Annotated in this window: 22 protein-coding genes; 11 read left to right on the forward strand and 11 right to left on the reverse strand. The window is 71.0% G+C overall.

Annotated elements, in window-relative coordinates:
- Positions 1-9: 9 nt before the first annotated feature.
- On the reverse strand, positions 10-1584 hold the full coding sequence (locus tag NR810_RS11045; RefSeq protein WP_257451128.1) for a phytoene desaturase family protein: 1575 nt from the start codon (positions 1582-1584) through the stop codon (positions 10-12).
- Between the two features lie 177 nt (positions 1585-1761).
- On the opposite strand from NR810_RS11045, the gene NR810_RS11050 reads away from it, so the two are divergent.
- The 7 genes from NR810_RS11050 to NR810_RS11080 all read left to right on the forward strand — a co-directional run bounded on the left by NR810_RS11050 (position 1762) and on the right by NR810_RS11080 (position 10963).
- Positions 1762-2238, forward strand: a complete 477-nt coding sequence (locus NR810_RS11050) for a chemotaxis protein CheW (protein ID WP_257451131.1) — start codon at positions 1762-1764, stop codon at positions 2236-2238.
- Entirely contained in the window at positions 2235-3677 is a 1443-nt protein-coding gene (locus NR810_RS11055) for a CheR family methyltransferase (protein WP_257451133.1), read from the forward strand. Before NR810_RS11050 ends, NR810_RS11055 begins: the two co-directional genes overlap by 4 nt.
- Positions 3677-4306: a chemotaxis protein CheW gene (locus NR810_RS11060; RefSeq protein ID WP_257451135.1), complete on the forward strand. Its 630-nt coding sequence runs from the start codon at positions 3677-3679 to the stop codon at positions 4304-4306. The genes NR810_RS11055 and NR810_RS11060 overlap by 1 nt, the downstream gene beginning before the upstream one ends.
- Complete coding sequence (locus NR810_RS11065) at positions 4303-5952, forward strand: methyl-accepting chemotaxis protein (protein WP_257451137.1); 1650 nt, start codon at positions 4303-4305, stop codon at positions 5950-5952. Before NR810_RS11060 ends, NR810_RS11065 begins: the two co-directional genes overlap by 4 nt.
- Positions 5953-5954: 2 nt before the next feature.
- A complete protein-coding gene (locus NR810_RS11070) occupies positions 5955-8096 on the forward strand; it encodes a hybrid sensor histidine kinase/response regulator (protein ID WP_257451994.1) in 2142 nt (713 codons plus the stop codon).
- The gene (cheB, locus tag NR810_RS11075) at positions 8093-9151 is read left to right on the forward strand and encodes a chemotaxis-specific protein-glutamate methyltransferase CheB (protein WP_257451139.1); all 1059 of its coding nucleotides are present in this window, start codon (positions 8093-8095) and stop codon (positions 9149-9151) included. Before NR810_RS11070 ends, cheB begins: the two co-directional genes overlap by 4 nt.
- Positions 9152-9289: 138 nt before the next feature.
- Entirely contained in the window at positions 9290-10963 is a 1674-nt protein-coding gene (locus tag NR810_RS11080; protein ID WP_257451141.1) for an ATP-binding protein, read from the forward strand.
- 69 nt (positions 10964-11032) lie between these two features.
- Here NR810_RS11080 and NR810_RS11085 read toward each other — a convergent pair whose 3' ends face one another.
- From NR810_RS11085 to NR810_RS11095, 3 genes are all read right to left on the reverse strand, one after another.
- On the reverse strand, positions 11033-11413 hold the full coding sequence (locus NR810_RS11085) for a hypothetical protein (protein ID WP_257451143.1): 381 nt from the start codon (positions 11411-11413) through the stop codon (positions 11033-11035).
- Positions 11414-11626: 213 nt separating this feature from the next.
- Complete coding sequence (locus NR810_RS11090; protein WP_257451145.1) at positions 11627-12178, reverse strand: hypothetical protein; 552 nt, start codon at positions 12176-12178, stop codon at positions 11627-11629.
- Positions 12179-12185: 7 nt separating this feature from the next.
- Positions 12186-12587: a hypothetical protein gene (locus tag NR810_RS11095; RefSeq protein ID WP_257451147.1), complete on the reverse strand. Its 402-nt coding sequence runs from the start codon at positions 12585-12587 to the stop codon at positions 12186-12188.
- 227 nt (positions 12588-12814) lie between these two features.
- Between NR810_RS11095 and NR810_RS11100 the strand changes: the two genes are divergently transcribed.
- From NR810_RS11100 to NR810_RS11115, 4 genes are read left to right on the forward strand one after another with little or no spacing between them, the layout of a single operon-like run.
- A complete protein-coding gene (locus NR810_RS11100; protein ID WP_257451149.1) occupies positions 12815-13495 on the forward strand; it encodes a hypothetical protein in 681 nt (226 codons plus the stop codon).
- Positions 13492-14898, forward strand: coding sequence for a glycoside hydrolase family 1 protein (locus tag NR810_RS11105; RefSeq protein WP_257451151.1), 1407 nt, complete (start codon positions 13492-13494; stop codon positions 14896-14898). The genes NR810_RS11100 and NR810_RS11105 overlap by 4 nt, the downstream gene beginning before the upstream one ends.
- A 51-nt stretch (positions 14899-14949) precedes the next feature.
- Entirely contained in the window at positions 14950-15441 is a 492-nt protein-coding gene (locus tag NR810_RS11110; RefSeq protein WP_204224616.1) for a PilZ domain-containing protein, read from the forward strand.
- A gap of 10 nt (positions 15442-15451) precedes the next feature.
- Positions 15452-15937 (forward strand): PilZ domain-containing protein, encoded by a 486-nt coding sequence (locus tag NR810_RS11115; protein WP_257451154.1) that lies wholly within the window; start codon positions 15452-15454, stop codon positions 15935-15937.
- Here NR810_RS11115 and NR810_RS11120 read toward each other — a convergent pair.
- The 7 genes from NR810_RS11120 to NR810_RS11150 are packed head-to-tail and all read right to left on the reverse strand — an operon-like array spanning position 15930 to position 23408.
- On the reverse strand, positions 15930-16799 hold the full coding sequence (locus NR810_RS11120; protein ID WP_257451156.1) for a CheR family methyltransferase: 870 nt from the start codon (positions 16797-16799) through the stop codon (positions 15930-15932). The two genes, NR810_RS11115 and NR810_RS11120, sit on opposite strands and share 8 nt — an antisense overlap.
- 4 nt (positions 16800-16803) lie before the next feature.
- Positions 16804-17322 carry a chemotaxis protein CheW gene (locus NR810_RS11125; protein WP_257451158.1) on the reverse strand — a complete coding sequence of 173 codons (519 nt, stop codon included), beginning with the start codon at positions 17320-17322 and terminating at the stop codon, positions 16804-16806.
- 16 nt (positions 17323-17338) lie between these two features.
- The gene (locus tag NR810_RS11130) at positions 17339-18997 is read right to left on the reverse strand and encodes a methyl-accepting chemotaxis protein (protein ID WP_257451161.1); all 1659 of its coding nucleotides are present in this window, start codon (positions 18995-18997) and stop codon (positions 17339-17341) included.
- A gap of 18 nt (positions 18998-19015) precedes the next feature.
- Complete coding sequence (locus tag NR810_RS11135) at positions 19016-20695, reverse strand: methyl-accepting chemotaxis protein (protein ID WP_257451162.1); 1680 nt, start codon at positions 20693-20695, stop codon at positions 19016-19018.
- A 42-nt stretch (positions 20696-20737) separates the two neighbouring features.
- Positions 20738-22363: a chemotaxis protein CheA gene (locus tag NR810_RS11140; RefSeq protein WP_257451164.1), complete on the reverse strand. Its 1626-nt coding sequence runs from the start codon at positions 22361-22363 to the stop codon at positions 20738-20740.
- 29 nt (positions 22364-22392) lie between these two features.
- Positions 22393-23028, reverse strand: a complete 636-nt coding sequence (locus NR810_RS11145) for a GAF domain-containing protein (protein ID WP_257451166.1) — start codon at positions 23026-23028, stop codon at positions 22393-22395.
- Positions 23025-23408 (reverse strand): response regulator, encoded by a 384-nt coding sequence (locus tag NR810_RS11150; protein WP_257451168.1) that lies wholly within the window; start codon positions 23406-23408, stop codon positions 23025-23027. The genes NR810_RS11145 and NR810_RS11150 overlap by 4 nt, the downstream gene beginning before the upstream one ends.
- Between the last annotated feature and the right edge of the window lie 37 nt (positions 23409-23445).

Genomic DNA, 23445 nt, shown 5'->3' on the forward strand with positions numbered 1-23445 from the left:
CGCGTAACCTCAGCCTACACGTGCGGGGGGCTCGTTCGTCACCCCGCCGAGCGGAGGCACATAGGGCCAGTCAACCAGGGGACCCCTCCCCGCCTCCCTCGACAGGTAGTCCGCCGCGATGTTGGCGCTCTCCATGATGGTGAGCAGCCCGCTGCCGGGGTGTGTCCCACCCCCCACCCAGTAGAGCCCCTCGACGCTGGGGCTCTTCACGTGGGGGCGCAGGGGGCCCAGCTGCAGCCAGGTGTGCGACAGATTGAAGACGGCCCCCCGGAAGACGTTGAAGTCGTCCCGCCACGTCTCCGCGGTGAAGTAGCGCTCGGCCCGGATGTGCTCGCGCACCCCTTTGATGCCCACCTTCTCCAGCATGGACGGAATCCGCTCGCGCAGGGTGCGCTCCGTTGCCGCCCAGTCCACCTCCCGGGAGGTATTCGGCGTGGGTACCAGCACATACAGGGTGGAGTGGCCCTCGGGCGCCCCGCTCCGGTCCGTCACACCCGGGTTGCAGACGTAGAAGGGCGGGTCGTCCACGTCCACCTCCCGGTCCTCCAGGGCGGACCTGTCCGTGCGCCGCGCGCTCTCGGACAGATAGATGAGGTGGTGGGGGAGGTCGTCATAGACCCGGTCCAGCCCGTAGTAGGCCATGAAGGTGCTGCACGAGTACTTCGCCCGCTCCAGCGCGGCGTCCGTCAGCCGGGTGCCGGCGCGCGCCTCGGAGGGGACGAGCTTCTGGGCCGCGTAGGGCAGGTCCGCGTTCACCACCACCGCGTCCGCCTCCAGGCGCTCGCCGCCCTTCAGCACCACGCCCGCCGCCCGGCCGTACTCCACCAGCACCCGCTCCACCGGCGCGTTCATGCGGAAGGTGGCGCCCAGGTCCTCGGCGCACTTCATCATCCCCCGCGCCAGCGCCCGGAAGCCGCCCTCCACGTGCCACACCCCGAAGGCCAGCTCCAGGTACGGAATCACCCCGAAGACCGAGGAGCACGTGGTGGGGTGCAGCCCCAGGTACTTCGACGGGTAGGCCAGCGCGTAGGTGATGCGGTCGTCGTGGAAGAACCCGTCCAGGTGCTTGTAGAGCGTCTGCCAGGGCTTGAAGCGCAGCGTGGAGAGCAACCGCCAGGGCGCGTAGTAGGCGAGGCTGTCGGCGTGCGTCGCCATGAACTTCTCGTAGGCGAGCGGGTACTTCTCCCGGCCCTCCTCCAGCCAGCGGCGCAGCGCGGGCGCCTTGTCCGGGCCGAACTTCGCCACCTCGCGCTCCATGCGCGCCGCGTCCCGCGTGGTGTCCAGGTACGTGCCATCCCAGAAGTGCACCCGGGTGTTGGTGTCCAGCGGCACCAGCTTCACGTAGTCGGAGATCTTCTTGCCCGAGCGCTCGAAGATGCGCTCCAGCACCCCGGGCAGTTGGAGGATGGAAGGCCCCGTGTCGACGGCGTACTCGCCCCGCTCCCCCAGGGTGAGCCCCTTCATCCGCCCCCCGGGCACCGCCTCCTTCTCCACCACCGTGACCTTCAGGCCCAACCCCGCGAGGTTGATGGCCGCCGACAGGCCCCCAGGTCCCGCTCCCACGACGATGACGTGACGTACCATGGCGGACACTCCGATGCCTGGGGCAGCCCGGAGTTGCGCCCTTCCGGCGATTTGCTGGAGTGCGCGGAGATGGGTCTTCCCCCTGAAGTCCAACACCCGTCAGGTGGCCCCTTCGCCCCACATACGAGCGACCAGAGCGGGCGGCCCGTGCCTAGACTGCGCAGCATTGGGAGACCCATGCCGACTCCGCCGCCCCGCGAGGTCCTTCTCTTCACGCTGGAGGGGCAACGCTACGCGCTGCCCGCCGGGGATGTGCGGGAGCTGGTCCGCGCCGTGCGCCTCACCCCGTTGCCCCGCGCACCGGCCGTGGTGGAGGGGCTCCTCGACCTGCGCGGAGAGCTGCTCCCCGTGCTGGACATGCGACGGCGCTTCCGCCTGCCCGCCCGCCCGCTCTCCAGCTTGGACCACCTCGTGGTCGCCCAGGCCGGCTCCCGCCACGTCGCCCTCCGGGTGGACCGCGCCGAGGGTCTGCTCACCCTGGAGCCAGCCCTGTTCGACGAGACGCCTCGCGCCCTGCCCGGCGTGGGCTACGTGGCCGGCGCCCTCAAGCTGACCGACGGGCTCGTCCTCGTGCACGACCTGCGCACCTTCCTCTCCGAGGCGGAGGCTCTCGAGTTGGAGGAAGCACTCGCACGGGAGGGAGCCCCCCGGTGAGCGACGCCTCCCAGGCCTGGCGCCACCCCGGTTACGTCGCGGTGCTCGATCTCGTCGCCGCGCGCGCCGGCCTGTTGCCGCCCAGCTGCCCCCCGGCCGCGATGGAGGGCATCGACCGGGCCATGGCTCGCGCCGGCCTGCCCGGGGACTTCACCTCCTACCTCGAGCGGCTCGCGGCGGACCCCGCCACGCTGGATGACCTGCTGGTGGAGCTCACCATCGGCGAGACGTACTTCTTCCGCAATCCGGAGCATTTCCTCTTCGTGCGCCACCAGGTGCTGCCGGAGCTCGCCAGGCGCCGGAGCCCCGGGCACGTGGTGCGCGCGTGGAGCGCCGGCTGCGCCTCCGGCGAGGAGCCCTACTCGCTGGCGGTGCTCCTCCTGGAGGAGGGCTACGCGAACCGGATGGAGGTGCGGGGCACGGACGTGTCGCGCGCGGCCCTCTCCCGGGCCCACGTGGCCAGCTATGGCGAGTGGTCCCTGCGAGGCCCCGAGGCGGGCCGCATGCGCCCCTTCCTCCAGTCCGAGGGCAAGCGCTACATCCTCGCCCCCGAGGTGCGCGACCACGTCCACTTCGGCTACCTCAACCTCGCCGAGGACTCCTGGCCCTCCCCCACCAGCGGCATCTGGGGACAGGACATCATCTTCTGCCGCAACGTCCTCATCTACTTCAACCGCGCCACCATCGCGGCGGTGGCCCGGCGGCTCCACGACGCGCTCGCCGAGGGCGGCTTCCTCATCGCCGGCCCCTCGGACCCCTCTCTCAGCGCCTTCGCGCCCTTCGAGACGCTCCTCACCGACTGGGGAATCGTCTACCACCGGCCCGCCGCGGGCAGTCCCCCGCGCCGGACCCCGGCCCCGCCGCCGCCCGCGACGCCCCCGCCACGAGCCCCCGTGGTGCTCGCCCCCCCGCCCCCACCTCCACCCGAGCCCGCCGCCATCCCCGAGGGCCTGGAGGGAGCGCGGCGGGCCCTCGCCCTCGGAGACTGGCGCGAGGCGGCACGGCGGGCCGGAGCCCTCCAGGATGACCCGGGCGCCGCGGAGGTGGCCGTGCGGGCCCTCGCCAACCTCGATGCCCGGGCCGCCGTGCGCGCCTGTGCCGAGGCCGCCGCGCGCCACCCGCTCGCCGTCGAGTTGCGCTACCTGGAGGCCCTGCTTCTCCTGGGCCTCGGCCATCTCCAGGAGGCCGAGCGCGCCGCGCGCCAGGCCCTCTACCTCGAGCCCTCCCTGGCCGTGGCCCACCTCATGCTGGGCCACATCCTCCGGCGCCAGGGAGATACCCTGGGAGCCCTGCGCTCCTTCGGCACCGCCGAGACACTGTGCGCCACGCTCCCCCCGGACATGCCCGTGCCCCTGTCCGAGGGCGAGCGCGCCGGCCGGCTGGTCGAGGTGGCCCGCGAGGAACGCACCCGGTTGGAAGCCCCTGAGGAGCTGCGCTGATGGCGGAAGGTGACGACACGAAGGGACGCGGGCTGGACTGGGCCGCGGCCCACAGGCGATTGGCCCGGCTCGCCGCCGCCACGGAGGCCACCACCACCCTGGACCCCGAGCGCGAGGCGGCGCTGCTCGACGCGCGCGCGCGGGCCCTGGCACGCCCCCTCGACCGGGAGACCCAGGCCGGCCCTCTGCTGGAGCTGATGCACTTCCGCTCCGGCGAGCAGGACTACGCGCTGGAGACACGCTTCGTGCTGGAGGTGCTGCGCTCCCTGGAGCAGCTCGTGCCCCTGCCCGGCGCGCCCGCGCCCCTGCGGGGCCTCACCCTGCTGCACGGCGAGGCGCTCGCGGTGGTGGAGCTCGCCCCCCTCTTCGGACGGACCGCCCCCGCCACCCACGGGCCCGTGCTGGTGGTGGGCGCGGGCCGCCCCGAGCTGGGCCTGCGCGCCGACGCCGTCGAGGAGGTGCTCCTCGTCTCACGCGACACGCTGCTGCCCGCCCCGCCCGCGTTCGGCAACCAGGAGCGGGCGCTCGTGTCCGGCATCAGCCGTGACGGCATCATCGTGCTGGAGGGAGAGGCCCTGCTGGAGGATGGTCGCCTCTTCTTCGACCTCTCCGAGGAAAGGACCGCATGAGCATCGGGAAGAAGATCGCCCTTGGCTTCGGATTGTCCCTGCTGGTGCTGCTCGCCGTGGCGCTGGTGGCCTTCCAGGGCGCCCAACAGCTCACCCAGACCACCGAGGCGCTGATGGAGAGCAGGGATCAGGCGCGGGCCATCCGGGACGTACGCATGCTCCTCCTGGACGCCGAGACGGGCCAGCGCGGCTTCCTCCTCACCGGAGAGCCGCGCTACCTGGAGCCCTACGAGCGGGCCACCCAGGCGCTGAATGCGCACCTCGATGGGCTGCACAAGAGCCTGAATGACGACCCCGAGCAGCGCGCGCGGCTGGACCGCCTCGAGCCCATCGTGCGGGATAAGCTCGACGAGCTGGCGGAGACCATCCGCCTGCGCCAGCAGAAGGGACTCGAGGCCGCGATGGAGGTCGTCCGGACGGACCGGGGCAAGCGGGCCATGGAGCAGATCCGTCAGGGACTCGGCGAGATGGTGGATACCGAGGACGAGAACTGGGTCGTGAACGAGCGGCAGGCCCGGGCCAGCGCGTGGCGCAGCATCGTGGTGCTGGGCGCGGGCACGCTGCTGGGCGTCCTCACCGTCGCCCTGGGCAGCCTCCTCATCACCCGCGCCATCACCGGCCCGCTGGACAAGCTGGTGACGGGCGCCGAGCAGATCGGCCGCGGCAACTTCGCCCACCGCATCGAGGTGCACAACCAGGACGAGACGGGAGAGCTGGCGCGCGCCTTCAACGCCATGGCCGAGCGCCGCCAGCAGGCCGAGACACAACTGACGAAACAGGCCGCGGAGCGCGAGCACACCCTGCGGACGGTGGCCGAGTTCGTCAACCAACTGGCGGGCACCACCGCCGAAATCCTCGCCAGCACCACCCAGCAGGTGGCTGGAGCCCAGGAGCAGGGCAGCGCGGTGGCGGAGACGGTGAGCACCATCGAGGAGATAGCCCAGACGTCCGACGAGGCCGCCGGCCGCGCCCGCGCGGTGAGCGAGTCCGCGCGTCACTCCGAGGAGGTGGGCAGGAATGGCCGGCGCGCGGTGGAAGAGGCCATCGGCTCCATGGCCAGCGTGCGCGACCAGGTGGAGTCCATCGCCTCGCGCATCCTCGCCCTGGCCGAGCAGGCCCAGGCCATCGGCGACATCATCACCACCGTCAACGACATCTCCGAGCAGACGCACATGCTGGCCCTCAACGCCTCCATCGAGGCCAGCCGCGCCGGAGAGCACGGCCGGGGCTTCGCCGTGGTGGCCGCCGAGGTGAAGGCCCTCGCCGACCAGTCCAAGAAGGCCACCGCCCAGGTGCGGCAGATCCTGGGGCAGATCCAGAAGGCCACCCAGGGCGCGGTGATGACGACCGAGGAGGGCACCAAGAGCGTGGCCTCGGCCACCCGCGTGGTGACCCAGGCAGGCGCCACCATCCAGACGCTCAGCGAGCACCTCGCCCAGGCCTCGCTCACCGCGGCGCAGATCTCCGCCTCCGCCAACCAGCAGGCCACCGGCATCAGCCAGATACGGCAGGCCATGCGCGACGTGAGCCAGGCCACCCAGCAGACGCTCAACAGCATCCGGCAGACGGAGCGCGCGGTGCAGGACCTCAACGCCATGGGCCAGAAGCTCAAGGGCCTGCTGAGCGAGTACGGGCGCGCCGCATGACGATGGACCGCGACAGGCTCGCCCAGGCGCTGATGGCCACGTTCCTCGAGGAGCTCGAGGGACACGTGGCCGCGCTCAACCGGGAGCTGCTCGCGTTGGAGAAGGCGCCCTCGCCCGCGCGCTTCGCCGAGCTGATGACCTCGCTGCTGCGCACGGTGCACAGCGTGAAGGGCGCCTCGCGGGCGGTGAGCGAGGGCATCATCGAGGCGGCCTGCCACCGGTTGGAGGAGGTGCTGGCGGTGGTGCAGCGCCTGGGCCGCGCCAGCCCGGAGCTGATGGAGCTGTGCTTCACCGCCGCGGACGCGCTGGACGACGCGGGGCGGCGGCTGGCGCAGAAGCAGGGGCTCGCGGACTCGCCGCTGGAGGCGCTGCTGCCCCGGTTGGAGGAGGCGGCCCGCGCGCCCGAGAGCGTCCACCGGACGGAGCCGAAGCGGGCCCCCGCCCCCGAGACTCCACCGCCTCCGCCCCCGGCCCCAGTGGCCGAGGCCCCCGTCCCCGGCGTGGAGGGACTGCCGGTGCGCGTGTCCGCCCAGAAGCTGGACGCGCTGCTGTCCCGGAGCGGCGAGCTGCGCGTGGCGGGCCTGCGGATGGAGGGGCGGGTGGAGCTGGTGGAGGCGGTGCGCGAGGAGTTGCACCAGCTCCGCCTCCGGCTGACGGGTTCGGACGAAGTGGTGGCACGGCGGCTGGAGACACGGCTGGCGCAGCTCGGCCGGACGCTGGCGGCGGACCGGCGGACGCTGCTGGCCGCCACGAGCGGGCTGGACGAGGAGGTGCGGCGCGCGCGCACCCTGCCCTTCGCCGAGGCGTGCGCGGGGCTGGAGCGCAGCGCGAGGGACCTGGCCCATGCCGCGGGCAAGCGGGTGCGGCTGGAGGTGCACGGCGGCGCGCTGGAGCTGGACCGCTCGCTGTTGCAGAACCTGCGCGAGCCACTGCTGCACCTGGTGCGCAACGCGGTGGCGCACGGCATGGAGACTCCGGCGGCGCGGCGCGAGGCGGGCAAGCCCGAGGAGGGCCTGGTGGCGCTGAGCGCGCGGCTGCTCGGCGGCCGGGTGCAGGTGGTGGTGGAGGACGACGGCCGGGGGTTGGATCTGGAGTCCATCCGCGAGCGGGCGCGCGCCCGGGGCCTGCCGGTGATGGAGGACGCGGGGGACGCGCGGCTCATCTTCCTCTCCGGCCTGTCCACGGCGGAGTCGGTGACGGCGGTGTCCGGACGTGGGGTGGGGCTGGACGTGGTGCGCTCGCAGCTGGAGGCGCTGCGAGGCAGCGTGGAGGTGTCCTTCGAGCCGGGCCGGGGCACGCGCTTCACCCTGGACGTGCCCCTGACGCTCAGCACGCTGCGGGTGCTGCTGGTGACGGCGGGCGGCCAGTCCTTCGCGGTGGCGGGCGAGAGCGTGGCGCGCCTGCTGCGGCTCGGGCCCGGGGACGTGCGCGTGGTGGAGGGCCGGCGGACATGGGCCACCCCCCAGGCGCTGGTGCCCCTGGCCACGCTGGCGACGGTGCTGGGCCTGCCCGCGAGCGCCCCACGCCAGCGCCCCGGTGCCATGGTGCTGACGTCGGGAGAGCAGCGCGCGGTGCTGGTGGTGGACGAGGTGGTGGCCGAGCAGGAGGTGCTCATCCGCGGCCTGGGCCCGCGCATCCGCCGCGCGCGCCACGTGACGGGCGTGGCGGTGCTGCCCGACGGGCGCATGGCCCCGCTGCTCAATGCCGCCTCCCTGGTGCGCGCCGCCGAGGGCCGCACCGACCCGGTGGGCATCTTCCCCGCCCCCGTCCAGAAGAAGCTTCGCCGGCGCGTCCTGCTCGCCGACGACTCGATGACGACACGCACGCTGGAGCAGAGCATCCTGGAGGCGGCCGGCTACGAGGTGCTGGCGTGCGTGGACGGACAGGAGGCGTGGGAGCGGCTCCAATCCGAGGGGGCCGACGCCGTCGTCTCGGACGTGGAGATGCCGCGCATGGACGGCTTCGCCCTCACCGAGGCGGTGCGCGGCTCCCCGCGCTTCGGCCGGCTGCCCATCGTCCTCGTCACCGCGCGCTCCAAGCCCGAGGACAAGGCGCGCGGCCTGAAGGTGGGCGCCAGCGCCTACCTGGTGAAGAGCGCTTTCGATCAAACCCATCTGCTGGAGACCCTGAGACAGCTCCTATGAAGCCCGACAAGCTCCGCGTCGTCGTCGCAGAAGACTCACCCACCGCCCGGCGCCTGCTGGTGGAGATCCTCCGCGCGGACCCTTCCTTCGAAGTGGTGGGAGAGGCGAAGGACGGCGTGGAGGCACTGGAGCTCACCCGGCGCCTGCGGCCGGACCTCGTCACCATGGACATCCAGATGCCGAACATGGATGGCCTGGAGGCCACGCGGCGCATCATGACGGAGGTGCCCACGCCGGTGGTGGTGGTGTCCACGCTGGTGGAGCGGGACATCCAGACGTCCATGACGGCGCTGCGCTCCGGAGCGCTGGCGGTGCTGCAGAAGCTGGTGGGCCCACAGGCGCCCGACTTCGAGCTCGAGGCCCGCCGGCTGCGCGACACGGTGAAGGCCATGGCCGAGGTGAAGGTGATCCGGCACTGGCCGACGCGCGGAGAGACGCCCGCGCCCCGTGCCGCCTCGGTGCAGACGGGCCGGAGCCGGCCCGCGGTCATCACCATCGCCGCCTCCACGGGAGGCCCCGCGGCGCTGCACCGCATCCTCTCGGCGTTGCCCGCGACCTTCCCGCTGCCCATCCTGGTGGTGCAACACATCGCCCTGGGTTTCGCCCGGGGCCTGGCCACGTGGTTGGACAGTGTGTGCCCGCTGGAGGTGAAGGTGGCCGAGGAGGGAGAGCCCTTGCGTCCCGGCGTCGTCTACATCGCACCGGACGACCGGCACCTCGGGGTGCGGGCGGACAGACATATCGAGGTGTCGAACGCCGCGCCGGTGGGAGGCTTCCGGCCCTCGGGCACCTGGCTCTTCCGTTCGGCGACCCGGGTCTTCGGCGCCGCCCAGGCCGCCACCGTCCTGACGGGAATGGGGCAGGACGGGCTGGACGGTCTCCGCGAGGTGCATGAGGCCGGAGGCTGGGTCATGGCCCAGGACGAGGCGACGAGTGTCGTCTATGGAATGCCGGGAGTGGCCGTGTCCGCGGGAGTGGCCGACGAGGTGCTATCCCTGGATGCCTTCTCCCGGCGTTTCCGGCAGCTCGCCGGGTTGGAGACCGAGGGAGCGTGAAAGATGCACATGCGGCAGGTGAGCGCGTTACCTTTTCCATTCAGGTGCCGCACGCCCGGCTGCCCCACGGCCAGGCTGGACGGAGCCCAGGTGGCATGAAATGAAGAGGAGCCCCCCGACGCTCGTTGCGGCGATGCCATGAGCCTTCCCCTGTCCGGATTCGAGATGGCCTTCAAGGCCCTGCCGGAGCCCGCCTACCTTCTGGACGAGGCGGGCCAGGTGCTCGCGTGCAGCGAGGCCGGCGCGAGGGTGTTGGGGCTGGTGCCGGAGCTGCTCGTCGGCCAACGGTGGGCCGGGCTGGCGCTGGGGGCCGAGGAAGGGGTCCTGCTGGAGTCCGGGCGGAGCATGGCGCTGGCCAGCGAGGGAACACACTCGGTGCAGGCCACGTGGCCGGGCGAGGCCGGCCCCCGGCCCCACACCTTCAGCTTCACCGCGCTGAGGGACGAACAGGGCCCGGGACGGATGCTGGTGATGGTGCGGCCTCTCACGGAGGCGGAGTCCGCGTACTCGCGCGCACTGGCGCTGGAGCAGGCCGCCCGGGCCGAGGTGGAAGCGGCCGAGCGCCGGCAGTCCTTCCTCTACCAGGCGATGACGACGCTCTTCGCCCACCCGCCGGATCCGCAGGGCATGTACACGCTGCTGGCGCACCTGGCGGTGCCGGACCTGGCGGACTGGTGCCTGGTGGACGCGGTGGAGCAGGGCGCGTGGGTGTCGCGCGTGGCGGTGGCGCACCTGGATCCGACACAGACGGAGCAGGCGCGTGCGCTGACGAAGCGCTTCGAGCGGCGCCCGGCGCCGGTGGGCGTGCTGCGGGTGCTGCACACGGGCGAGCCGGAGCTGGTGCCGGCGGTGACGGACTCCCTGCTGCGCGCGGCCGCCAGCGAGCCCGAGCACCCGGAGCTGCTCAGCCGGCTGCAGGCGCGCTCGTACATGATCATCCCCCTGAAGGCGCGGGGGCACACGCTGGGGGCGGTGACGTTCGTCTCGAGTGCCTCGGGGAGACGCTACGGCCCGAACGACCTGGCGCTGGCGGAGGACCTGTGCGTGCGGGCGAGCCTGGCCATCGACAACGCGCGGCTCTTCGGTGAGTCGAGGCGGGCCACGCGGGCGCGGGAGGACCTGCTGGCGGTGGTGTCCCACGACCTGAAGAACCCGCTGGGGGTGGTGCAGCTGGCGTCGGCGCTGCTGCTGCGCACGTGGCAGGGGAAACCGGGCGGCGAGCAGGTGCAGAAGCAGGCGGGCCGCATCCAGGCGGCGGCGGAGCGGATGGGGCGGCTGATCTCGGACCTGCTGGACTGGGGGCGGATCGAAGCGGGAGGGCTGCCGCTGGAACCCTCGGTGCAGGAGGTGGCCTCGCTGGCGACGGAGGCGCTGGAGAGCGTGCGCCCCCTGGCGGAGGCGCGAGGGCTGAGGGTGGCGGCGGAGCTGCCGGAAGAGAACGTGCGGGTGAAGTGCGATCGGACGCGGGTGTTGCAGGTGCTGGGCAACCTGCTGGGCAACGCGGTGAAGTTCACGCCGGACGGCGGACAGCTGACGGTGGGAGCGCGGGTGCACCGGGGAGAGGTGCGGCTCTGGGTGAAGGACACGGGGACGGGGATCCGGCCGGAGGCACTGCCCCACGTCTTCGAGCGCTACTGGCAGGCGAAGGAAGCGGAGAGCCGGGGAACGGGCCTGGGCCTCTACATCGCCAAGGGAATCGTGGAAGCGCACGGTGGGCGCATCTGGGCGGAGAGCGAGCAGGACAAGGGAAGCACCTTCACGTTCACGCTGCCGTTGGTGAACCTGAAACCGGAGACGCACCCGCCCGTGTAAATCCCCTCTCCCTCTGGGAGAGGGCCAGGGTGAGGGTAATCGTCCCCGTCCCCGTCCTCCCGCCCGTACTTACCCCCCCACGGGAGCGTGCTGGGTCACCGTGCGGACCAGCACGAAACTCCCCGTGGGTCCGAGGGCAATGACATACGTCTCGTGCTCCACCTCGACGAGGGAGCCCGTGGAGGCCTCGGGCTGACCCTCCAACCACACGAGGGCATCGCCCATGGAGTGGAAGGCGCGGATGGGAAGGGAAGAAGCCTCGACGGTGGAGGGAGAGGCGAGCCACTCACGAAAAGCCCCGAGCTGCTCGCTGTGGTGGAGGAACAGGAGTGCGCGGGCGGCGAGGGAGATGGCGGCATGCTCATCCGACTCGGGCGGGTGGGAGCGGGCCGCGGAGACGAGCGCTCGCAGCGTCCGCTCCAGGCCGGGCTCGGAAGAGGATTCGTCCATGGTGCACCCCCTGCGCGTGGAACACGGAGATGCGTATCAATCTGGCCGAGCCAGTGGCGGAGACAAGCCCGGCGAGGCGGAAGCGCACGGTTGTCGACGGGCATTCCGGAGGAGGAGCCCAGGCGCACTCCTGTCATGTCCGGCCCCGTGCGGGAAACCCGACACTCCGGCGTCCCCACCACGCCGGAGTACGCGGGGCCCGCGGCGCCCTGGTCAGCCCTCATCGAGAGAGAGGAGGCCCGCGCGGACGGCCTTCTCCCTCGCGTCGTCCACGACGTTCGAGATGCGAGCGGATTCCGGGAAGACCCGTTCGGCCAATTCAGCCAGCTTCAGGGCCTTCTCCAACGTATCCGTCCGCCGCTCGGTGACCCAGAAGTCGATGAGCCCCGCCCAGGAATTCTCGAGCGCACGCAGGGCACTCGTCACGCTCTCCTCGAAGAGCTTCTCCGCCTGCTCGGGCGAGTCGCGGAAGACATACATGAAATGGGCGAACTCCAGCAGCGAGGGTGCACTCCGTGCCGAGGCCTGAACCGCCTGCTCCAGCAACCGTTGGATCTCCGCGAGGGCATCCTCTGTGCCGACCCCGGGCTCGTCCGTCAGCCGTAACAGTCGTGCGAGCTCCAGCAGGTTGGGCGTGAAGGCAGGACAGTCCCGGGTCAGTTCCCGGAGTTGCTGGAGCTGCTCCGGGCTCGCCTCATTGGCTGAACCAGCCTGTCGGGCCGCTCGCATCCTGGCCATCATCTGTTCGAGACTGGGATGTGCCATCTGCTCCTCAGAGCTTGTCCATGAGGCGCGTCTGCTCCTTGATGAGCTTGGCGGCCTCCTTCAACTGGGCCTTGGTCGCGAGGCTGAAGTCTCCACCATCCAGCATCTTCTCGATCTGATACAGGGTGTAGTCCTTGAGCTGTGAGGGAAAACCCTTCGCCCGATGGAGGCGCGCGGGAATGTCCCCCAGCTTCGTGTTCAGTTGGGCGATGCGCTCCAACAGACGGGCAGCTTGCGACTTGGACAGCAGACCCGCGGCGCTGGATTCAGCGATGAGCGCCTCGGCTTCGGCGAATTTCCCCTGAGCGATCAGCGCGTGGATACGGGTGACGACCGTACTGCCTTTGACGCGCACGCCATCATCAGGTTGATCGCGCTCCACCTGGGGTACGGCGGCATGCTCGCGCATGCCACTGGCATCATGGCCGCATGCACCGACGGACAGGAGGAGGAGGAGCAGAAGCCCGCACAAGAGCACCACCTGGTTCCTCACGAGCACCTCCTGTTGCCGTGGAGGCAACAAGGATAGACCTCGGCACCGCTCTCTCTGAGAAAAAGGAAGACGAACCCCGGGGGGGAAAACCCCGCCCCCGGGGTTCCGTCGGTGATGCCCGCCCGGTTATCCTGCGAGCATCCATGCGTCCCCGTCTGCTCTTCCTCCTCGCGCTCGCCGCGGCGCCCTCGGCCTGGGCACAGCCGCCGGGCCCGGAGCCACTCCCGCCCCCTGACGCCGCCCCGCGCGCCCTGCCCCGCTCGGAGCTGCGCGTGGACCTCGGTGCCCTCTCCGGCGGCTACACGTACGGTGGTGGTGCGTGGATGGACCCCCTCGCCTCACAGGCGGCCTCGGGCCACCTCCTCCTCGGTGGCTTCACCGTCGACGCCGGTGTCCTCTCCCTCGTGCCCCTGCAACGCCGCGGCCCTGGCGCCAGCCTCACCCTCACCGCCCGCGCCGGCTACACCGGCGAGCGCTGGAGCCTCGTCGGCGGCCCCGTGCTCAACCTCGCCTACACCGCCCGGCCCGCGCTCCAGGTGCTGCCCTCGGTGAAGGCCCTCTACCGCGTGGGCCCCGTGGACCTGCACGCGGGCGTGCTCGACCTGCACGGCCTCGTCCCCGCGCACGTCGGCGCCTCCTGGAACGGACTGGGCCTCGCGTATGTCCTTCCCCTCGGAGCCCGCGCGTGGGCCCACATCCCCCTCTCCTCCGCCCTCGGCCTCCGGGTGGAGGGCTTCGCCTTCCGCCTCGGCAGCGCCCAGTCCGCGATGCTCACCGTGGGCCTCTCCGCCCTCCCCTCCCCTTCCACCTCCGCCCAGCCATGAGCCCCCGCCCCCTCCTCCTCGGCCTCGCCCTCCTCGCGGGTTGTAGCGAGCGGCCCTCGTTCGATCCGGCCCGGGTGAACGCCGCGCCCATCGGCAAGGGCCTTCCCCGGGGCTTCCTCCTCGGCACCTCCACCTCCAGCCATCAAATCGAGGGCGGCAACGAGAACGACTGGGCCGCCTGGGAGCGCACCTCCTTCCCGGATGGCACGCCCCACATCAAGGACCGGAGCATGTCCGGCCCCGCCTCGGACTCGTGGAACCGCTTCGACGAGGACGTGAAGTCGATGAAGCAGCTGGGCTCCAACGCCTACCGCTTCGGCGTGGAGTGGAGCCGCCTGGAGCCCACGCCCGGCGCCTGGAACGAAGAGGCCGCCGAGCGCTACCGTCAGTGGGCCCATACCCTGCGCGTCCAGGGAATCGAGCCCATGGTGACGCTGCACCACTTCACCCTGCCCAACTGGGTGGCCGAGTCCGGTGGCTGGGAGAACCCCGCCACGCTGGACGCCTTCGAGCGCTTCTCGGGCAAGGTGGCCGAGCTGCTCGGCGCCGACGTGGACTGGTGGTGCACCATCAACGAGCCCAACGTGCAGGCGGTGTTCGGCTACATGGACGGCGTCTGGCCTCCGGGGAAGACGGACACCGCGGCTGCGGCCCAGGTGATGGCCAACCTCCTGGAGGCCCACGCCCGCGCCACGCGCCAGCTACGGACCCTCGACACGGTGGACGCGGACGGGGACGGCAAGGCCACGCTCATCAGCATCGCCCACCACGTGCGCTACTTCCAGCCCGCCAGCGGCTCCGTCACCGACGTGACCGTGGCCGGCCTCACCGACGCCTTCTTCAACGAGAGCATCCCCGAGGCCCTGCGCACCGGCCGCATCTCCCTCTTCGTGCCCGGCACGGTGTCCCTCCAGCGGGACATCCCCGGCCTGAAGGGATCCATCGATTACCTCGGCATCAATTACTACACGAGGGACCACATCCGTCAGGACGCCTCACCGTCCTTTTCCCACAAGTACGTACCCGCCGGGTACGACACCAACGACCTGGGCTGGGAGCTATACCCGGAGGGCCTCTATCTGCAGCTCGAGCGCTATGCGAACCTCGGCGTGCCGCTGGTGGTCACGGAGAACGGGATGGATGACCGCACGGGCGAGCGCCGGCCGTACTACCTTCGCAGCCACCTGTACGCGGTGGAGCAGGCGGTGGCGAAGGGGGTGGACGTGCGCGGCTACTTCCACTGGAGCCTGATCGACAACTTCGAGTGGGCGGAGGGGTACGAACCGCGCTTCGGCCTGTTCCGGGTCGATCGTGCGAACATGGAATTGACGAGACAAGCCACACCCGCAGTGGAGACGTTCCGGGAAGCCGCGAGGAACCTGGGATTGACGCCCACTCCCTGATGGACGGGAGGGCGAATTTTCCGGAAAGTATAAAGTTAGAGGGGTGACACCATGGGCGTGATCCAGTTCATCGACGATTTCCGTTCCCTCCACACGCGAGCCCGCCGTGGGCAGCTGCCGGAGTCAGAACGGCAGGCCTACCTGGCGGCGCGCGAGCAGTTCGCGCGGGCGCTGTTGAATGCCCAGGGCCTGATGTTGGACGGAGCGGAGGCCCGGCGCCACTACCGCGTCGCGCACCAGCTGCCGGTGGAGCTCCAGATGGCGTATGGCAACGTGTGGACCAACACGTTGGACATCTCGGCGGGAGGCTTCTCGGTGATGCTGCCGCACGCGGTGGACACGGCGGAGCGACCGAGCACCCTGCTGCACCTGCCGGACGGCTCGTCACTGGCGGGCCGGGTGCGGGTGGTGTCGCAGTTCCAGAGGGCCGACAAGCACCGGGCCTCGTTCGCCTTCCTGGATCTCACCGAGCGTGAGATGGAGATGCTGGAGGGCTTCCTCATCGACTTCGCGCTGGATCGCGTGGGCATCACCCCTCCGTAGAGGAGCCGTGATGAGCCCGAACCAGTGGGTGGAGCACTTCCGGACGCTCCATGAGCGCGCGCGAAAGGGGCAGCTGCCAGAGGAAGACAGGCGGCGCTACGTCGCCGCGCGGGAGCAGTTCGCGCGGGCGCTGACGGCGGCCCAGGGAATGATGCTCCCCCCGGGCCAGTCCGCCCGCCGCACCTTCCGCATCGCGCAGGGGCTGCAGGTGGACCTGAGCCTGGCCACGGGGCCCACACGCTCCATGACGCTGGATGTGTCGTGTGGGGGCTTCTCGGTGATGATGCACAAGCCGCCCCCGGAGACGGAGGAGCCCGGCTTCACGCTGCGCCTGCCGGGCAATCAGGACCCGGTGACGGGCCGGGCGAAGCTGATCTCCGTGCAGCGGAAGATCGGCACCCACCGCGTCTCCTTCTCCATGCTGGGCATCCCCGACAAGGACATGGAGCGGCTGGAGTCGGCCCTGTTCGACCTGGCGCTGGAGCGCATCAAGTAGGGCTGGTGCCCGTGGGAAGCGGGGGCTTCGCGCAGTAGATGTTGGGGGCCACGCAGCGGGCGGGCTCGGTGCCGCCGGTGAGGCTCTCCGCGTGTCCGAGGAAGAGGTAGCCCGTGGGAGGCAGCCGCCGCAGCAGCGCGCCCAGGGCCTGCGCCCGCGCCTGGGCTCCGAAGTAGATGAGGACGTTGCGGCAGAAGACGAGCTCGAAAGGCCCCGCCGGCCAGCCGCGCTCGTCGTTCAGGTTGACGCGCGCGAAGCGCAGCACCGAGCGCAGCTCCGGCCCCGCCTGCATCCACCCCTCCTGGCTGCGCACGCCCCGCTGCATGAAGGTGCGCAGCAGCGGCCCGGGGATGCTCGCCGCCCTCTCCACCGGCCACAGCCCCTGCCTGGCGCGCTCCAGGGCCCACGTGGACAGGTCCGTCGCCAGCACCTCCACCTCCCACCCCGAGCCCGGAGGGAAGTGCGCGAGCAGCTCCATGGCCAGCGAGTAGGGCTCCTCGCCAGTCGAGCACGCCGCGCTCCACACGCGCACCCGCCGCGCCATCAGCCCCTGTGCCGCCCGCCGCGTCCACTCCGGGAAGACGCGCTGGCGCAGGAACTCGAAATGCTCCGGCTCGCGGAAGAAGTGCGTCTCGTTGGTGCAGAGGCAGTCCAACATCCGCACCCGCTCCGCCTCGTTGCCCCGGGTGATGACGAACCGGTAGTAGGCACCGAAGGACGGCAGCCCCAGCGCGCGCACCCGCCGTGACAGCCGTCCCACCAGCAGGGCCTGTTTCGTGGGGCCCAGGTGGATGCCCACCTCGCGCTCCACCAGCGTCTGGAAGAGGGCGAACTCCCGCTCGGTCAACGGGAGTGGGCCCACGCACTCATGAGCCCCCACTGGCCACGCCCCCCACCAGGCCCAGCAACTCCTCACCGGACAGCATCCGCTCCAGGTCCAGCAGGAGGATGAAGCGCTGCTCCTGGCGGCCCATGCCCCGCAGGTAGCTCATCGGCGTACGTATCCCGAAGGCGGGCGGAGGCTCGATGTCGTCCGCGCCCAGGTCGAGCACCTCGCTGACGGAGTCGGCCAGCAGCCCCAGCGCCGTGCGCTCGCCGTCCAGCAGCACCTCGACGATGACGAAGCACGTCCACCGGGTGATGGGGCGCGGGCCGAGCCCCATCTTCACCGCGAGGTCCACCACCGGCACCACCCGGCCCCGCAGGTTGATGACCCCCAGCACCGAGGGAGGCATCCCCGGCACCCGGGTGATGGGGACGTGCTCGATGATCTCCCGGATGCGCAGCAGCTCGATGGCGTACGTCTCGCCGGCCAGGGAGAAGCCCAGGTACTGCGCCGGACGCGCGATCTCCGGGGCGGTGCTCGTATTCGTGCTGGTGCTCATGGTGGGGCTCTCCGTCCTAGAAGCGCTTGAAGTCCTGCGAGTGGGTCTGCGCCGCCTGCGCCGCTGGCATCGCGTGCGCCACCGTCCGCAGCCCTGGCGGGGGTGTGAGCGCCGGCTGCTGGACCGGCGGTGGCCTCAGCGAGCGCACCTGCTGTGCCTGCGTCGTCTCCGCCACCCGGAAGAACGTCATCATCTGCTGCAGCGACTCCGCCTGTGCCGCCAGCTCCTCCGCCGTCGACGACAGCTCCTCCGCCGCCGACGCGTTTCGCTGCGTCACCTGATCCACCTGCACCATCGCCCGGTTCATCTGCATCACCCCGCTGGCCTGCTCCCTCGACACCGCCGCCACCTGCTGCACCAGCTGCGCCGTCTTGCGGATGGATGGCACCAGCTCCTTGAGCAGATTCCCCGAGCGCTCCGCCACCTTCACGCTGCTGCTCGCCAGGCTCCCTATCTCCTTGGCCGCCTTCTGGCTCCTCTCCGCCAGCTTCCTCACCTCCGCCGCCACCACCGCGAATCCCCTCCCGTGCTCTCCCGCCCTCGCCGCTTCCACCGCTGCGTTGAGCGCCAGCAGGTTCGTCTGGTACGCGATCTCCTCCACGATTCCGATGCGCTCGGCGATGGCCGTCATCGCCTCCACCGTCTCGTTCACCGCCAGCCCGCTCTCCTCCGCGTCCGCTGCCCCCTGCACCGCCATCCCCTCCAGCTGCCGGCTCGTCTCCGCGTTCTGGTTGATGGACGCGCTCAGCTGGTTGAGGCTCGTCGTCGTCTCCTCCACCGATGCCGCCTGGGTGCTCGTGCCTTGTGACAGCGCCTGCGCCGCCGCCGCCACCTGTCCCGAGGCCCCCGAGAGCGAGCCCACCGCTCCCCTCACCTCTCCCAGCACGCTGTTGAAGCGCTGCACCATCTCCCGCAGCCCCACCATCATCCGCGCCATCTCGTCCCGCCCCCGCACCTCGATGGAGCTGGTGAGGTCCCCCGTGGCCAGCTTGCCCGTGAGATCCAGTGCCCCGTGCAACGGCCGCACGATGCCGCGCGCCAGCACCCACGCCAGCAGCACCGCCAGCACCGGCCCCACCAACCCGCCCATCACCAGGAGCTTCTTCAACCGCTCCACGCCCACGTTCCCCTCCGCTTCACGCCGCTGGTGCTCGACTCGCACCTCCTGACGGAGGGAGCCCGACATTGCACGAATCTCCTCCAGGACCTTCCGCCCCGTGCCGTTCTTCACGTAGTCGGCGATCTCCGTCAGGGGCACGTGTCCGGCATCCAGGCCCTGACGCAACGCCATCTGGCGCTCGAGGTGCGGGACGTACTGCTGCTGGTACTGCTCCATCATCCGCGAGAGCAGCACCTGATGTGCGGAGTTGGTGGCCGTCAGTTCCTTCAAGCGGGTGTTGGACTTGAGGAACGCGGCCTGCAACCTGGACAGCTCGGCGAGGGCGGGCATGTCTCCCGGGCCCGGCAGCCCCAGCGCCCGGGACTCCATGTCCACCAGGAGGGTATCCAGCAGCTGGGCCTCGTTCAGGACCTCGTAGGAGCGGTAGTTGTCGTATGCGGTACCCACCAGCCCGAGAAAGATGGCGTAGGACCCCCAGATGACGATGACGAGCAGGCCAACGGGCACGCCGAATCCGAGCTGCAACTTCCTGGCGATGGTGAGGTTCTCGAGCATGGGCGTCTTGTCTCCGGCCTAGAAGCGTTTGAAGTCCTGGTCCGAAGCGGCCGCCGCGCGCTCCGTCACCACCGGGAAGGGCATGTGCAGCACCTGCGATCCCGCCCTCGGCCCCTGCGTGGGCGGAGGCACCGGCAGCTGGACCGGCGCCGGCCTCAGCGAGCGCACCTGCAGCACCGGCGTCTGCGTCGTCTCCGCCACCCGGAAGAACGTCATCATCTGCTGCAGCGACTCCGCCTGTGCCGCCAGCTCCTCCGCCGTCGACGACAGCTCCTCCGCCGCCGACGCGTTTCGCTGCGTCACCTGATCCACCTGCACCATCGCCCGGTTCATCTGCATCACCCCGCTGGCCTGCTCCCTCGACACCGCCGCCACCTGCTGCACCAGCTGCGCCGTCTTGCGGATGGATGGCACCAGCTCCTTGAGCAGATTCCCCGAGCGCTCCGCCACCTTCACGCTGCTGCTCGCCAGGCTCCCTATCTCCTTGGCCGCCTTCTGGCTCCTCTCCGCCAGCTTCCTCACCTCCGCCGCCACCACCGCGAATCCCCTCCCGTGCTCTCCCGCCCTCGCCGCTTCCACCGCCGCGTTGAGCGCCAGCAGGTTCGTCTGGTACGCGATCTCCTCCACGATTCCGATGCGCTCGGCGATGGCCGTCATCGCCTCCACCGTCTCGTTCACCGCCAGCCCGCTCTCCTCCGCGTCCGCCGCCCCCTGCACCGCCATCCCCTCCAACTGCCGGCTCGTCTCCGCGTTCTGGCTGATGGACGCGCTCAGCTGGTTGAGGCTCGTCGTCGTCTCCTCCACCGATGCCGCCTGGGTGCTCGTGCCCTGTGACAGCGCTTGCGCCGCCGCCGCCACCTGTCCCGAGGCCCCCGAGAGCGAGCCCACCGCTCCCCTCACCTCTCCCAGCACGCTGTTGAAGCGCTGCACCATCTCCCGCAGCCCCACCATCATCCGCGCCGTCTCGTCCCTGCCCTGCACCTCGATGGAGCTGGTGAGGTCCCCCGTGGCCAGCTTGCCCGTGAGCCTCAGCGCTCCGTGCAGCGGCCGCACGATGCTGCGCGCCAGCACCCACGCCAGCACCACCGCCAGCAGCGGCCCCACCACGCCGCCCGTCACCAACATCCGCTTGACCGACTCCACCTGTGTGTTGGTCACCTCATCGATCTTCCGGCGCTGCTCCTCTTCGCTCTGGCTGATGGCATTCGCCTCGCCGCGCATCATCTCCAGGAGCCGCTGCCCCTTGCCGCTCTTCACGTAGCCGACGAGCTGCTCCATGGGGATGCGCCCGGCATCCACGTCCCGGCGCAGCGCCATCAGGTGCTCGAGGTGGGGGAGGAGCTGCTGCTCGTACTGGTCCTTCAACTGTTGGAGCAGCTCCTGCTCACCAGGGCTGTTGACGGTCAGCTCCTTCGCCCGGGCGTGGGACTTGAGGAACGAGGCCTTGCGCTGAGCCAGTGGCTCGAGGACGGATTCCTGTCCCGTGAGCGCGAACTCCTCCACCCGGCGCTCCATGTCGTGGTGAGCGATGCCCATGGAGAGCAGCTCGATCCGCACCTCGTGGGAGCGGTAGTAGTCCTCGTTGTTCACCAGCATCATGAAGAAGGCGAAGGCCCCCCACATGGCGGCGGCGAGCAGCGCGACGAGCACGCCGAATCCAAGCTGCAGCTTCCGGGAGATGGTCAGGTTGCTGATCATGATTCTCTTTCTGGACATCGAAGGAGTGGAGGAACGGAGACCTCACCTCGCGGCGGTCCGCTGACGCACGGCCATGCGCAGCAGGGTGGGCACGTCCAGGACGAGCCCCACGCGTCCGCTGCCGAGGATGGTGGAGCCGGACACGCCGGGGACGTGGCGGAAGAGCCGGCCCAGGGGCTTGAGGACGCACTGGCCCTCGCCGTGCAGCGCGTCCACCACCAGGCCCGCGCGGCCCCCACCGTGGCCCAGCACGACGACGTTCTCCCGGGCGGGCCCGGGGCCCTCCACGCCCAACACCTCGCGCAGCCGCAGGTAGGGCAGCGACCGGCCCCGCAGGTTCAACACGCCACCGCCGGGCTGGCCGCACCGCTCCGCCGGCAGCTCCAGGCACTCGCGCACCGCCTCCAGCGGCAGCACGTACGTCTCCTCGCCCACCCCCACCGAGAAGCCCTGGATGGTGGCCAGCGTCAGCGGCACCCGCAGCGTCACCGTGGTGCCACGCCCCTCCTCCGAGCGCAGCGTCACCATGCCCCGCAGCATCTCGACGCTGCGGCGCACCACGTCCATGCCCACCCCGCGCCCGGACACCTCCGTCACCGCGTCCGCCGTGGACAGCCCCGGCAGGAAGACGAGCTCCTCCAGCTCCTCCACCGTCATCCGCTCGGGCTCCAGCCCCAGCCCTCGCGCCTTCTCCCGCAGCCGGTCGTAGCGCAGGCCCCGGCCGTCGTCGGACAGCTCCACCACCAGCGAGCCCGGCTCGTGGAAGGCCCTCAGCACCAGCGTGCCGCACGCCTCCTTGCCCGCGGCCCGCCGCTCGTCCGGCGTCTCCAGCCCGTGGTCCACCGCGTTGCGCACCAGGTGCAGCAGGGGCTCGCGCAGGCCGTCCACCAGCGCCGTGTCCACCTCCACGTCCTCGCCCTTCAGCGCCAGCCGCGCCCACTTGCGCTCCGTGCGCGCCAGGTCCCTCACCGTGCGCAGGTGCTGCCGGAAGAGCGGGCCCACCGGCACCATCCGCACCCGCATCACCTCTTCGCGCAGCTCCTCGTGGAGCCGGTCCGCCTCGCGGTGCACCTCCAGGGCCTCCTCCACCGTGCCCGTGGACAGCACCTGCGCCAGGCGCGTGCGGGCGATGGCCAGCTCGCCCGTGAGCGTGGCGATGCGGTCCAGCTTCTCCAGGTCCACCCGGAGCGTGCGTCCGCGCCGCCCTCCCGTGTGCGACTCCTCCACCCCCGCCTCTTCCACCGGCCCCGCGGGTGACACCGACGGCCTCGCCTGCTGGCGCAGCGCCGCGCTACAGGCCCTCAGCCGCTCCAGCAGCGACTCATGGCCCTCCAGGGGCCCCTCCCGCCCCACCAGCGCGCCCTGTAGCATCTCCCGCAGCTGGTCCACGGACTCCAGCAGCAGCGACACCTGCTCGTCCGACACCGGCAGCCGCCGCTCCTGCACCACCTCCAGCACGTCCTCCACCACGTGCGCTACGTCCGCCATGGCGGAGAAGCCCAGTGCTCCCGCGGCCCCCTTCACCGTGTGCGCCCCCCGGAAGATGGCCATCAGCCCCTCCTCGTCCGGGTGTGTCTCCAGGGCGAGGAGCTGCTGCTCCATCTCGGTGAGGAGCTCTCCCGACTCCTCTGCGAAGGTGGCGAGCAATTGCTCGCGATCCAGGTCCACCGTGTCCCCCTCCACGAAGTGGTTCCCGCTCAGGACGGTGTCCCGGCGGAGATGCCTCGCGCGCAGTAGAGGGCCCGCGCCCCCTCGGCCCCGAGCAGCTCCAGCAGCTCGCGGTCCTCCTGCACGAGGCGTGGTTTGTGAGGCAAGAGTCCGAAGAGCACCATCATCCCCAGCACGTGGCTGCCCAGCCGCAGGGGCACGCACGCGCGAGGCCCCTCGCGCCGCGCCTGCTCGGACACGTCCTCCCTCAGGTCCGCCAGCCAGGGCGAGCCGGTGCGCGCCGCCTGGCCGATGGGATCCTCCCCCAGCGGCAGCCGGCGGAAGCGCTCGGCGTCGATGCCCATGGAGGCCCGCAGCACCAGCGCCTGGCCCGCGGGCTCCAGCTCGAAGATGCCCAGCATCTCCGAGCCCACCAGGTTGACGATCAGATCCTGGAGGATGTCCATCAACTCTCCCGGATTCAGCGTCTCGTGCAGACGCTGGGAGGCCACGCGCAGGCGCACCAGATGGGAGAGCTCCGCCTCCACCAGGCCCTGGCGCTGGACCCGCCACTGCTCGTCCTCGCTCTTGAGGGCGAGCGAGCGTTTGAGTTGCTCGTTCTCCGCGCGCAGGGTGGCCACCTCCGCGCGCAGGGCCTCGTTCTCCCAGCGAAGCTGCTCCCTCATGCGGACCGTGCCTCCTCCAGGTGGCTGCGCACCTTGGCCAGCAGCTCCTCCCCGTCGAAGGGCTTGGTGATGTAGTCGGTGCACCCGCTCTCGAAGCCCTGGCGCACGAAGTGCGGCTCGCCGCGGGTGGTGACGAGGATGATGGGCACGTCCCTCATCTCCGAGCGCAGGCGCAGGGCCCGGCACGTCTGGAAGCCATCCAGCCGCGGCATGAGGACATCCAGGAAGATGAGGTCCGGGCGCTCGACGAAGGCCTTGTCGAGGGCCTCCTGCCCGTCACGCGCGGTGAGCAGATCGTAGCCGCAGTGGGACAACATCATCCGGTGCAGCAGCAGGACGGTATGGGAGTCGTCGACGAGGAGGATCTTCTTCTTGGGCATGACATTCCTCCGGCGTTGGAGTGAAGGGGTGGGGTGA

It is taken from the genome of Archangium lipolyticum, from assembly GCF_024623785.1.
GTDB lineage: Bacteria > Myxococcota > Myxococcia > Myxococcales > Myxococcaceae > Archangium > Archangium lipolyticum.